This window comes from Kitasatospora sp. NPDC028961 (assembly GCF_055564815.1).
Genome location: NZ_JBVHVO010000007.1, coordinates 328,500 through 340,332, shown reverse-complemented (window position 1 = coordinate 340,332; position 11,833 = coordinate 328,500). Strand labels below are relative to the sequence as shown.

General features: G+C 71.5%; 10 protein-coding genes and 2 pseudogenes. 4 read left to right on the top strand and 8 right to left on the bottom strand.

The genetic code is table 11. From position 1 onward, the window contains the following. Window positions 1-118: pseudogene (locus tag ACZ4UX_RS17065) on the bottom strand (acyl-CoA dehydrogenase); the annotation flags it as partial. 74 nt (window positions 119-192) lie between these two features. Then, complete coding sequence (locus tag ACZ4UX_RS17060; RefSeq protein WP_465707217.1) at window positions 193-1,482, bottom strand: LCP family protein; 1,290 nt, start codon at window positions 1,480-1,482, stop codon at window positions 193-195. A 214-nt stretch (window positions 1,483-1,696) separates the two neighbouring features. Between ACZ4UX_RS17060 and ACZ4UX_RS17055 the strand changes: the two genes are divergently transcribed. After that, window positions 1,697-3,034: a UDP-glucose dehydrogenase family protein gene (locus ACZ4UX_RS17055; protein WP_465707216.1), complete on the top strand. Its 1,338-nt coding sequence runs from the start codon at window positions 1,697-1,699 to the stop codon at window positions 3,032-3,034. A gap of 56 nt (window positions 3,035-3,090) precedes the next feature. On the opposite strand, the gene ACZ4UX_RS17050 is transcribed toward ACZ4UX_RS17055, so the two are convergent. From ACZ4UX_RS17050 to ACZ4UX_RS17035, 4 genes are all read right to left on the bottom strand, one after another. Further along, window positions 3,091-3,516: a CoA-binding protein gene (locus tag ACZ4UX_RS17050; RefSeq protein ID WP_465707215.1), complete on the bottom strand. Its 426-nt coding sequence runs from the start codon at window positions 3,514-3,516 to the stop codon at window positions 3,091-3,093. A 167-nt stretch (window positions 3,517-3,683) separates the two neighbouring features. Next, a complete protein-coding gene (locus ACZ4UX_RS17045) occupies window positions 3,684-4,928 on the bottom strand; it encodes a dipeptidase (RefSeq protein ID WP_465707214.1) in 1,245 nt (414 codons plus the stop codon). Between the two features lie 23 nt (window positions 4,929-4,951). Further along, window positions 4,952-5,488, bottom strand: coding sequence for a 5-(carboxyamino)imidazole ribonucleotide mutase (gene purE, locus ACZ4UX_RS17040; protein WP_329487951.1), 537 nt, complete (start codon window positions 5,486-5,488; stop codon window positions 4,952-4,954). Continuing rightward, a complete protein-coding gene (locus tag ACZ4UX_RS17035) occupies window positions 5,485-6,675 on the bottom strand; it encodes a 5-(carboxyamino)imidazole ribonucleotide synthase (RefSeq protein ID WP_465707213.1) in 1,191 nt (396 codons plus the stop codon). Before ACZ4UX_RS17035 ends, purE begins: the two co-directional genes overlap by 4 nt. A gap of 206 nt (window positions 6,676-6,881) precedes the next feature. On the opposite strand from ACZ4UX_RS17035, the gene ACZ4UX_RS17030 reads away from it, so the two are divergent. Beyond that, entirely contained in the window at window positions 6,882-7,421 is a 540-nt protein-coding gene (locus tag ACZ4UX_RS17030; protein ID WP_329487953.1) for a GtrA family protein, read from the top strand. A gap of 103 nt (window positions 7,422-7,524) precedes the next feature. Continuing rightward, window positions 7,525-7,809: pseudogene (locus ACZ4UX_RS17025) on the top strand (ester cyclase); the annotation flags it as partial. 60 nt (window positions 7,810-7,869) lie between these two features. On the opposite strand, the gene ACZ4UX_RS17020 reads toward ACZ4UX_RS17025, so the two are convergent. Together ACZ4UX_RS17020 and ACZ4UX_RS17015 are read right to left on the bottom strand one after the other, a co-directional pair. Beyond that, on the bottom strand, window positions 7,870-9,117 hold the full coding sequence (locus ACZ4UX_RS17020; RefSeq protein WP_329487954.1) for an ATP-binding protein: 1,248 nt from the start codon (window positions 9,115-9,117) through the stop codon (window positions 7,870-7,872). A gap of 57 nt (window positions 9,118-9,174) precedes the next feature. Further along, window positions 9,175-9,849, bottom strand: coding sequence for a response regulator transcription factor (locus ACZ4UX_RS17015; protein WP_073924168.1), 675 nt, complete (start codon window positions 9,847-9,849; stop codon window positions 9,175-9,177). 327 nt (window positions 9,850-10,176) lie between these two features. On the opposite strand from ACZ4UX_RS17015, the gene ACZ4UX_RS17010 reads away from it, so the two are divergent. Beyond that, the gene (locus ACZ4UX_RS17010; RefSeq protein WP_465707212.1) at window positions 10,177-11,685 is read left to right on the top strand and encodes a peptide MFS transporter; all 1,509 of its coding nucleotides are present in this window, start codon (window positions 10,177-10,179) and stop codon (window positions 11,683-11,685) included. Window positions 11,686-11,833 lie beyond the last annotated feature (148 nt).

Genomic DNA, 11,833 nt, shown 5'->3' with positions numbered 1-11,833 from the left:
CCGCCGCGAACGGAGCGATCTTCGCCTCGGCCAGCGAACGCACCGCCTCACGCAGCATCTCGTGCTCCTCGGAGATCCGGAAGAGATCGAAGTCCGCCGACCCTGCGCTGCCCGCCATGATGCCTGCCTCGCCGCTCAGTTGTTAGTTACCGTTAAGTAGATCCTAGGGCTCCGACCTGCGGCTGCCTAGGTTCAGTCGACGTCGGACCCGAGGGTGTCGCCGGCCCGGTGCTCCCGGAAGTACTCCGGCATCCGGTCGTTGCGCATCGCCTCCCACAGCTGCGCCGCCGGACGCTCGTCCAGCAGCACGACGCTCTGGCCGTCGCGGGTGTCGAAGCCCCCGAACGGCGCGTTCATGAAGCGGACGTCGTCGGCGCGCAGCGAGCGCAGGCCCCAGGCGAGCTGGAAGAGGTCGGTGTTGGAGAGCCGGTCGTCCACGCTGACCACCTCGCCGACCGACTGCAGCAGGCCGCCGAGGCGGGACGGACTGGCCAGCGTGCCGGAGTCCATGACCCGGAGCATCAGCGCTCGCAGGAAGTTCTGCTGCCGCTTGGTGCGGTCGAGGTCCCCGCCGGGCAGGCCGTAGCGCTCACGGACGTACAGCAGCGCCTGGGCGCCGTCCATGTGATGGGTCCCGGCCTCCCAGGCGCGGGCCTCGCCGGCCGCCTCGATGGTGCGCGCAATGGTGATGTCCACGCCGCCGACGGCGTCGGTGAGGGCGCGGAAGCCGTTCCAGTCGACCACGGCGAGGTGGTCGATCCGAATGCCGGTGAGGTTCTGCACGGTCTCGGTCATCAGGGCCGGGCCGCCCCAGGAGTACGCGGCGTTCAGCTTGGCCTTGCCGTGCCCGGGGACGTCCACCCAGGTGTCGCGGGCCAGCGAGACCAGCGAGGCGCTGCGGCCGTCGTCGGACAGGTGCAGCAGCATCATGGTGTCGCTGCGGGCCGCGCCCTCCTGCCAGAGCGGGGCCTTCGCCCGGCTGCCGGTGGTCGGCACGTCGGAGCGGGCGTCCAGGCCGACCAGCAGCAGGTTGAGGCCGCTCGCCGGGACGGGCCTCGGCTGGGCGGACTCCGGCGCCGTCGGGAAGGCGTCCGGGATCCGGGTGACCGAGGAGGCGTAGTGCTCGGCCGCCCAGAAGAGCGCGCCGCCCGTACCGAGGACCACCACGAGCAGCGCGGAGAGCGTCCAAAGCAGGACGCGGCGGGTGCGACGGCGGCGGGCCGGCGGCTCGGGGCCCCGGTCCGGCCCGGCGGCCTCCTCGCCGTCGGCGCGCGGCTCGAAGAGGCTGAGCCCCTCCGCCGGCCCGCCGGACCCGTCGGGACGCGGTGGTTCTTCGGCGTGGGGCGCCTCGTCGGCGTGGGGCGGTTCTTCGGCGTGGGGTGGTTCTTCGGCGTGGGGCGCCTCGTCGGCGTGGGGCGGGCGCGGCGGTGCTTCGGCGTGGGGTGTGTCCGGTGTGTCCGTGCTCTCGGGCTTCGGATCCATGCGCGCATTGTGCCGCCGGTCACAGCACCCGCGTGGGGGTTCCGCCGGATCGCGCCCGGCGCACACCCGGCGCCCGGCGGCAGCGCCCGGGCGTCCGAAACATCGGCGCAGGCGGGACGGCCTGGGCCGGGTCCGGACGGGCGGATAGCATCGGTGCTCGCACGTCCTGCCCGTCCCACGGCAGGCAAGGTCGAGATTCCGCAAAGGGGAACCCGTGACCCTCCGCATCTCCGTGATCGGCACCGGCTATCTCGGTGCCACCCACGCCGCCGCCATGGCGGAGTTCGGCTTCGAGGTGCTGGGTCTGGACATCGACCCCGAGAAGATCGCCACGCTGACCGCCGGCCGGGTACCGATGTACGAGCCGGGCCTGTCCGAGCTGCTGCTCAAGCACGTGGCGGGCCACGAGGGTTCGACCGGCCGGCTGCGCTTCACCACCTCCGCCCAGGAGGCCGCGGAGTTCGGCGACGTGCACTTCGTCTGCGTCAACACCCCGCAGCGCAAGGGCGAGTTCGCCGCCGACATGTCCTACGTGGACGCCGCGATCGACGAGCTGGCCCCGCACCTGACCCGGCCGGTGCTGGTGGTCGGCAAGTCCACCGTGCCGGTCGGCTCCGCGAACCGGCTGGCCGAGCGGCTGGCCGCGCTGGCGCCGGTCGGCGAGGACGCCGAGCTCGCCTGGAACCCGGAGTTCCTGCGCGAGGGCTTCGCCGTCCAGGACACCCTGCGGCCGGACCGGATCGTGGTCGGCGCCCGCAGCGAGCGCGCCGAGCGGCTGCTGCGCGAGGTGTACGCCGAGCCGATCGCGGCCGGCGTGCCGTTCGTGGTCACCGACTTCGCCACCGCCGAGCTGGTCAAGGCCGCCGCCAACTCCTTCCTGGCCACCAAGATCTCGTTCATCAACGCGATGGCCGAGGTCTGCGAGGCGGCCGGCGCCGACGTCACCCTGCTCTCCACCGCGCTCGGCCACGACGACCGGATCGGCCGCAAGTTCCTCAACGCGGGCCTGGGCTTCGGCGGCGGCTGCCTGCCCAAGGACATCCGCGCGTTCATGGCCCGGGCCGGGGAGCTGGGCGCCGACCAGGCGCTGGCCTTCCTGCGCGAGGTCGACTCGATCAACATGCGGCGCCGCTCCCGGATGGTCGAGCTGGCCCGCGAGCAGTGCGGCGGCGGCTTCCTCGGCCGCCGGGTCGCCGTCCTCGGCGCCGCCTTCAAGCCCAACTCCGACGACATCCGGGACTCTCCGGCGCTCAACGTCGCCGCCCAGATCCAGCTCCAGGGCGCGCAGGTCACGGTGTACGACCCGAAGGCGATGGACAACGCCCGCAAGATGTTCCCGGGCCTGGCCTACGCGCAGTCCCCGCTGGAGGCCGCCGAGGGCGCGCACGTGGTCCTGCACCTCACCGAGTGGCAGGAGTTCCGCGACCTCGACCCGGCGGAGCTGGGCACGGTGGTCGCCGAGCGCCGCCTGCTGGACGGCCGCAACGCCCTGGACGCCGACGCCTGGCGCACGGCCGGCTGGACGTACCGGGCGCTGGGCCGCCCGAGCTGACGCGGCACGCGCCGAGGCCCGCCGGTCGTTCCGACGACCGGCGGGCCTCGTGCGTGCTAACCGGACCGCCCGCCGAGCCCGAGCCGGGGGATCTCGATGGCGGGGCACTTGTCCATCACCATCGCGAGACCGGCCGCGCGGGCCCGCTCGTAGGCGGCCTCGTCCACCACGTCGAGCTGGAACCAGACGCCCTTGGCGCCGATGGCCACGGCCTCGTCGGCCACCGCGCCGGCGAGGTCCGACCGGACGAAGGTGTCGACCACGTCGACCTCGAACGGGATGTCCGCCAGCGAGGCGTAGCCCTGCTCCCCGTGAACGGTCTCGGCCTTCGGGTGCACGGGCACGATCCGCTTCCCGAAGCGCTGCAGCACCTCGGCGACGCCGTACGCGGCGCGCCGGCGGTTGGACGACAGGCCGACCACGGCCCAGGTGTCGCCCAGCTCGGTAAGGATCTTGCGGACCGTCTCCGGGTCGCCGTGCATGCCCTGCCTCCTCGCAGCCGCGGACTCACCACTGGCAGCACCCCGGTCCGCCCGGCCATTCCCGGGCGGACCGGGCCGGGAACGGCCGGCCGCGCTGGTGCTCAGCCGTCGAGGCCGTGCTCAGCCGGCGAGGCCGTCGAGGCCGTGCTCAGCCGGCGAGGCCGTGCTCAGCCGGCGAGGCCGTCGAGGCCGTCGAGCTGCGCGAGGGTGGCGATGGACGGGCGGCGGGTGGTCCGCAGCTCACGCGCGACGGCCTCGGCGTCACGCAGCACGCGTACCGCGTTGTGCCAGGTGAGCTTCCCGAGGTCGGTCGGCGACCAGCCCCGGCCGAGCAGTTCGGCGATCAGGTTGGGGTAGCCGGCCACGTCGTCCAGCCCGGCCGGGAGGAACGCCGTGCCGTCGAAGTCGCCGCCGATGCCGATGTGGTCGATGCCGGCCACCTCGCGCATGTGGTCGAGGTGGTCGGCGACGGTGGCCGGGGTGGCGACCGGGCGCGGGGTGGCCTGCTCGAAGGCCCGCTGGCAGGCCATCCCGGCCGGGGTGGTGTCGAGGTGGTCGAAGCCGTGGGCGCGCATGTTCTCGTCCGCGGCGGCGGTCCACTCGATGGCGGCGGGCAGGATGAACTTCGGGACGAAGGTGGCCATCGCCACGCCGCCGTTGGCCGCCAGCCGGCCGAGCACGTCGTCCGGGACGTTGCGCGGGTGGTCGCAGACGGCGCGCGCCGAGGAGTGCGAGAAGAGCACCGGCGCCTCGCTGACCCGCAGCGCGTCGCGCATGGTGTCGGCGGAGACGTGCGAGAGGTCGACCAGCATGCCGAGCCGGTTCATCTCCCGGACGACCTCCTCGCCGAACCGGGTCAGGCCCCCGGCCGCCGGCTTGTCGGTCGCGGAGTCGGCCCACGGGGTGTTGTCGTTGTGGGTGAGCGTCAGGTACCGGACGCCGAGCTCGTACAGGGCGCGCAGGGTGGCCAGCGAGGAGTCGATGGAGTGGCCGCCCTCGGCGCCCATCAGGGAGGCGATCCGGCCGTCGGCGCGGGCGGCCTCCATGTCCTCGGCGGTGAACGCGAGGCGGAGCCGGTCGGGGAAGCGCGCGGCCAGGGCCCGGACGAAGTCGATCTGCTCCAGGGTGGCGCTGACGGCGTGGTCGCCGGCCAGCCGCGAGGGGACGTAGACGGACCAGAACTGCGCGCCGACCCCGCCCGCGGCGAGGCGGGCGAGGTCGGTGTGCAGCCGTGAACTCTGGTCGGCGGCCAGGTCGAGCGTGTCGAGGTCGTAGCCGACCTGCTCGCGCATCGCCCAGGGGAGGTCGTTGTGGCCGTCCACCACGGGGGTGTCGCGGAGGAGGGCGCGGGCACGGTCCAGCAGGGCGGCCGGGTCGGGCTGCTCAGCGGAGTCCAACAGCTCAGAGGTCATACGAGCTGTTGTATCCGATATGACTACTTTCCAAAGCCGAAGGAGGCGGAACCCGCCACCTTGGCCCGCAGCTTCTTCCCCTTCTCGGTGGCCTGGCTGTTCAGCTCGGCCTGGAAGTCGGTCATCTTCTCGGTCAGCTCCGGGTCGAACGCGGCCAGCATCCGCACCGCCAGCAGGCCCGCGTTGCGCGCACCCGCCACCGAGACGGTGGCCACCGGCACCCCGGCCGGCATCTGGACGATCGACAGCAGGCTGTCCATGCCGTCCAGGTAGCGCAGCGGCACCGGGACGCCGATGACCGGCAGCGGGGTGACCGAGGCGAGCATGCCCGGCAGGTGGGCGGCGCCGCCGGCGCCCGCGATGATCGCCTTCAGGCCGCGCCGGTGGGCCTCCTCGCCGTACGCGACCATCTCGCGCGGCATCCGGTGCGCGGAGACGACGTCCACCTCGTAGGGGATCTCGAACTCGTCGAGGGCCTGGGCCGCGGCCTCCATGACCGGCCAGTCGGAGTCCGAGCCCATCACGATGCCGACCAGGGGGCCGTGGGAAGAGGAGGTCATTCGGTGATCGTTCCTCGCAGGTAGGCGGCCGCGTGACGGGCGCGCTCGCGGACGTCGTCGAGGTCGTCCCCGAAGACGTTGACGTGACCGACCTTGCGGCCGGGCTTCACGTCCTTCCCGTACATGTGGATCCGCAGGCCGGGGTCACGGGCCATGCAGTGCAGGAAGGCGTGGTACATGTCCGGGTAGTCGCCGCCGAGCACGTTGACCATGACGGTCCACTTGGCGCGCGGCCGGGGGTCGCCGAGCGGCAGGTCGAGCACGGCCCGCAGGTGGTTCTCGAACTGCGAGGTGACGGCGCCGTCCTGGGACCAGTGCCCGGAGTTGTGCGGGCGCATGGCCAGCTCGTTGACCAGGATCCGGCCGTCCCGGGTCTGGAACAGCTCGACCGCCAGGTGGCCGGTGATGTCCAGCTCGCCGGCGATCCGCAGGGCCAGCTGCTGGGCCTCGTCGGACAGCGCCGGGTCGAGGTCCGGCGCCGGGGCGGTCACCTCGGCGCAGACGCCGTTCTCCTGGACGCTCTCCACCACCGGGTAGGCGACGGCCTGGCCGCTGGGCGAGCGGACCACGTTGGCGGCCAGCTCGCGGACGAAGTCCACCTTCTCCTCGGCCAGCACGGGGACGCCGGCCAGGAACGGCGCGTGCGCCTGCTCCTCGTCGTCGACGACCCAGACGCCCTTGCCGTCGTAGCCGCCGCGGACGGTCTTGAGGACGACCGGGTAGCCGGCACCCTCATCGGCGAAGGCCGTCACGTCGGCCGGGCCGGAGACGATCCGGTGCCGGGGGCAGGGCACCCCGATGGAGTCGAGCCTGGCCCGCATCACGCCCTTGTCCTGGGCGTTGACCAGCGCCTCCGGGCCGGGCCGGACGGCCACGCCGTCGGCCTGCAGGGCCCGCAGGTGCTCGGTCGGCACGTGCTCGTGGTCGAAGGTGATCACATCGCAGCCGGCCGCGAAGCGGCGCAGCGTGTCGAGGTCGCGGTAGTCGCCGAGGACGGTGTCGGAGACCACCTGCGCGGCGGAGTCCTGGGGCGTGTCGGCGAGGAGTTTGAACCGGACCCCGAGCGGGATGCCCGCCTGGTGTGCCATCCGGGCCAGCTGCCCGCCGCCGATCATGCCCACTACTGGAAAATTCGCATTGCCCGGGGAAGTCACCCCGCCAGGATATCCGGGCCGGTCGGGGGCCATGGAACCGCCATGGAACCGTACGGCCGGCGGCACCGTCCCAGGGAGCGAGGAGCCCTGGGGGCTGAGCCGATCGGCGGAACCGGGTAGCCTGGACCGCTAGGTCCTGGTACGCGTGGTCCGATCATGTGCGTGCACGCAGGGCTCAAGGGGCCAGCCGCGCATCCGCTCCGGGCCCCCTCGTCCGCAGCACATGGAGGCAGCCCGGTATGGCGACGACCGCAGCGTCGAACCCCCCGCTGACGCAGAGACTGCGCGGTCTGTCGGGCGAGGTGGTGAAGTTCGGCATCGTCGGCCTGAGCGGTGTGGTGGTCAACTTCGCCGTCTTCTGGATCTGCATCAACGGGTTCCACCTGGCCTCGCTGCGGTCCAACATCGCCGCCACCCTGGTGGCCATCGCGACCAACTACCTCGGCTACCGCTACTGGCTGTACCGGGACCGCGACGCCGCCTCGCGCAAGCGCGAGATCACGCTGTTCCTGCTGTTCAGCGGCGCCGGGATGCTGATCGAGACAGGGGTGCTGGGCTTCTCGGTCTACGTGCTCGGCCTGGACTCGCACTTCGAGCAGCTGGCCGCCAAGGTGGCCGGCCTCGCGGTGGCCACGGTGTTCCGCTTCGTCTCCTACCGGACGTGGGTCTTCACGGCCGTCCCGGAGACCGGCGCCGAGCCCGCCCCGGCGGCCGAGGTCGTCGCGCAGGCCGAGCTGGTGCTCGCCGCCGAGGAGATCCGGTACGCCAAGGCCGAATAGGCCCACCCCCTTGCCCCGCCCGCTCGGGCGGGAGGACAGTGGTGACCGAGGGCGAGCACGGCCGGCGAACGATCGAGGCCCGGGGGATCCCAGGAGGCTCGCCATGGCGTTCGTCCAGATCATCGACTGCAAGACCGACAAGGTGGACGACCTCAACCGGCTGATGGACAGCTGGGCCGAACAGACCGAGGGCCGGCGGACGGTCGGACACGCGATGGTCGGCGCCGACCGCGCGGACCCGCGGCACCTGGTGGAGATCGTCGAGTTCGCCTCCTACGAGGACGCGATGAAGAACTCCGCGCTGCCCGAGACCGACCGGATCTTCCGGGAGATGGTCGCGCTCTGCGACGAGCCGCCGACCTTCACCGACCTGGACGTGGTCCGCGACACCCGGTTCTGAGAGCACCGCACGGGCCGGACCGGGAGCGCCGCGCGAAGGACCTGCCGCTCAGGCCTCGCGCTGGCTGCGGCCCAGGAAGATGGCGAACACCGGCGGCTTCAGCGAGAGCAGTTCGAGCCGGCCGCCGTCCGCCTCCGCGAGGTCGCGGGCCACCGCCAGGCCGATCCCCGTCGAGTTGCGCCCGCTGACCGCCCGCTCGAAGACCCGGTTGCCCAGCTCCGGCGGCACCCCGGCGCCCTGGTCCTGCACCTCGACCACCACCGACGTCCCCGACGGCCGCACCCGCAGGGTGATCAGCCCGGCGCCGTGCATCAGCGAGTTCTCGATCAGGGTGGCCAGCACCTGGGCCACCGTGCCGGGGGTGCCGACGGCGGTGACCCCGTGCAGGCCCTCCACCTGGAGCACCCGCCCGGTGCCGCGCAGCGACGGGCCCCACTCCTCCACCTGCTGCTTGACCACGTCGTCCAGGTCGAAGGCGACGGCGGTGGGACTGCGCGGGTCCCGCTGGGTGGTGAGCAGCCGCTGGACGACGTCGGTGAGCCGCTCGACCTGCTGGAGGGCGATGGTCGCCTCCTCCTTGACGGTCTCCGGGTCCTCGGCGACCGCGGTGATCTCCTCCAGCCGCATGGAGAGCGCGGTGAGCGGGGTGCGCAGCTGGTGCGAGGCGTCGGCGGCGAGCCGCCGTTCGGCGGTGAGCATCCGGGCGATCCGCTCGGCGCTGACGTCCAGCACCTCGGCGACCCGGTCCAGCTCGGGCACCCCGTAGCGGCGGTCGCGCGGGCGCGGGTCGCCGGAGCCGAGCCGCTCGGCCGTCTCGGCGAGGTCGGTGAGCGGCCGGGCCAGCCGCTTGGCCTGCCAGACGGCCAGGGCGACGGCCGCCTGGACGGCGAGCAGCGCCACCACGCCGAGCAGCAGCAGCATGTTGGCGATCTCGTGGTCGACGCCGGCCCGGGACTGCTCGACGGTGACGGTCTCACCGCTGGCGCCCTGCTCGACGGACTTCAGCAGGTGGGTCCCGGCCGGCCGCTCGCCGCTGGAGACGACGGACTTGCCGGGGATGTCCACCTCGACGTACTGGCCGTCGGTGACCTGGTTGGCGAACTTGTCACCGGTGACCGGCTCGCCCGCAGAGAGCCGGTTCTCCACCAGGGCGAGCACCCGGACGGCGGCCGCGTCCACCCGGTCCTGCGCCGAGTTCACGATGGTGCGCTTCTCGACCAGAGCGAGCGGGACGCAGAACACCGCGACGACCACCAGGACGACGCCCAGCAGCGAGTTGATCATCCGGCGTTTCACGCTGCCGCTCCCCGTGGTGGTTCGTTCCCCTTACGGGGCCAGTTCTTCTTACAGGGGCTAGTTCTTCTCGAAGCGGAAGCCCACTCCGCGCACGGTGGCGATGTAGCGGGGGTTGGCCGCGTCGTCGCCGAGCTTCTTGCGCAGCCAGGAGATGTGCATGTCCAGCGTCTTGGTGGAGGTCCACCAGGTGGTGTCCCAGACCTGGCGCATGATCTCCTCCCGGGTGACCACCCGCCCGGCGTCCCGGACCAGCACCCGCAGCAGCTCGAACTCCTTGGCGGAGAGCGTCAGCTCCTCCTCGCCGAGCCAGGCGCGGTGGGACTCGATGTCGATCTTCACCCCGTGCGCGCCGGTGGTGAGCTGGTCCACGTTGCCGCGCCGGAGCAGGGCCCGGACGCGGGCGAGCAGTTCGGCGAGGCGGAAGGGCTTGGTGACGTAGTCGTCGGCACCGGCGTCCAGGCCGACCACGGTGTCCACCTCGTCCGCACGGGCGGTGAGGACGAGGACGGGGCAGCTCTTGCCGTCGGCCCGCAGGCGGCGGCAGACCTCCAGGCCGTCCATCTCGGGAAGACCGAGGTCAAGGACGACGAGGTCGACCTCCTCGGTGAGCCCGGCGGCCAGTGCGGCCGGACCGTCCTCGCGGACGAGCACCTCATAGCCCTCGCGTCGCAGGGCCCGGGCGAGCGGTTCGGAGATCGCCGGATCGTCCTCGGCGAGCAGCACACAGGTCATGTGGTGATGGTAGTCCGCCGGGGATAGGGGGCCTGCGCTGTGAGGTAGTTCACAGAGCGTGATCGTTATACGGAGCGCGATCACCGCTCAACGGACATGTCCCAACCGCCTGTTCGGCGAAGATTCCACGGGTGGATCTTGCATCCGAAGGAACATGTCCAGCCCTACCATGGATCTATCGATCAGATTGATCGCAGACTTTGCCATCGCCATACCTAATTGGCGTGTTTTGTCAGCTGATAACGCCAAATCTGGCCACGTACAGTGGTTTGGTCCACGTCCGCCGTACCCCCCTAGGCGGACGCTGTCAGCAAGGAACCACTACACATGGCGTCTACGACCCTGGAGTCCGGCATTCAGTCGGCCTCTCCCAGCGGCAAGACCTTCCTCGGGCACCCCCGTGGACTCGCCACGCTGTTCATGACCGAGATGTGGGAGCGCTTCAGCTTCTACGGCATGCGCGCCCTGCTGGTGCTCTACCTGGTCGCCGAGACCAAGAACGGCGGCCTCGGCTACTCGGCCGCCCTCGGCGCCGCGATCGTGGGCGTGTACAACGCCATGGTCTACCTGTTCGCCCTGCCCGGCGGCTGGATCGCGGACCGCTTCTGGGGCCCCCGCAAGACGGTGGCCGTCGGCGGCTGCGTCATCATGATCGGCCACTTCCTGCTGGCCGTCCCGGCCACGGCCTCGTTCTTCATCGGCATGGCCTTCATCGCCGTCGGATCCGGCCTGCTGAAGGCCAACATCTCGACGATGGTCGGCCACCTGTACGACGGTCCGAACGACCCGCGCCGTGACGGTGGCTTCACCATCTTCTACATGGGCATCAACCTCGGTGCCTTCGCGGCGCCGCTGGTGATCGGCACGGTCGGGCAGAAGGTCGACTGGCACCTGGGCTTCGCCCTCGCCGGCGTCGGCATGGCCCTCGGCCTGATCCAGTACCTGGTCGGCACCCGTCACCTCAGCGCCAAGAGCAACCTGGTGACCGCGCCGATCTCGGCCGCCGAGAAGAGCGCCGTCCTGCGCAAGGCCGGCCTCTGGCTCGCCGTCGCCGCGGTGTTCTACGCGGTGGTCGCGCTGACCGGCCACTTCACCATCCAGTGGGCGATCTGGCCGCTTTCCATCGCCGGCATCGCGATCCCGGCCGTGTACTTCACCCGGATGAAGCGCGACAAGGACCTCAGCCCGGACGAGAAGTCCAAGATGACCGGCTACATCTGGTTCTTCGTCGCCGCCGCCGTGTTCTGGATGATCTACGACCAGTCCAGCTCGACGCTGAGCATCTTCGCCGAGGAGAACACCTCCTCCACGCTGCTCGGCTTCGACTTCCCGACCAGCTGGTTCCAGTCGCTGAACCCGCTCTACATCATGGCGCTGGCCCCGGTCTTCGCCTGGCTCTGGGTGTGGCTCTCCAAGCGCGCCAAGAACCCCAGCACCACGATGAAGTTCGCCTTCGGTCTGCTGATGATCGGCGCCTCCTTCCTGGTCATGATGATGGCGATGGCCGCCGCCTCGGGCGGCACCAAGGTCACCCCGCTCTGGCTGGCCGTGGTCTACCTGGTGCAGACCGTCGGCGAGCTGACCGTCTCCCCGGTCGGCCTCTCCGTCACCACCAAGCTGGCCCCGGCCAAGTACGCCAGCCAGATGATGGGCCTGTGGTTCCTCGCCGTCACCGCGGGCGACTGCGTCGCCTCCGTCTTCCAGCTGATCCTGGGCGACTCGGTGGTCGGCTCCACCTGGTACTTCGCGGTCCAGGGCGCGATGGCGATCCTCGCCGGCATCGCCCTGGCGATGTACCGCAGGAGGGTCATCGCCCTGATGGGCGACGTCCACTGATCCCGAGGATCGAACAGCACGCCCGGAGGCCCGGGCGGTGGCCCTCGCCACCGCCCGGGCCTCCAGGGTTTCCTCGTTCAGCCCCGCGGGCCCCCGAAAAGGGACCAAACAAGGAAGGCCTTGACACCCAACGGGAGGAAGGGGGCGC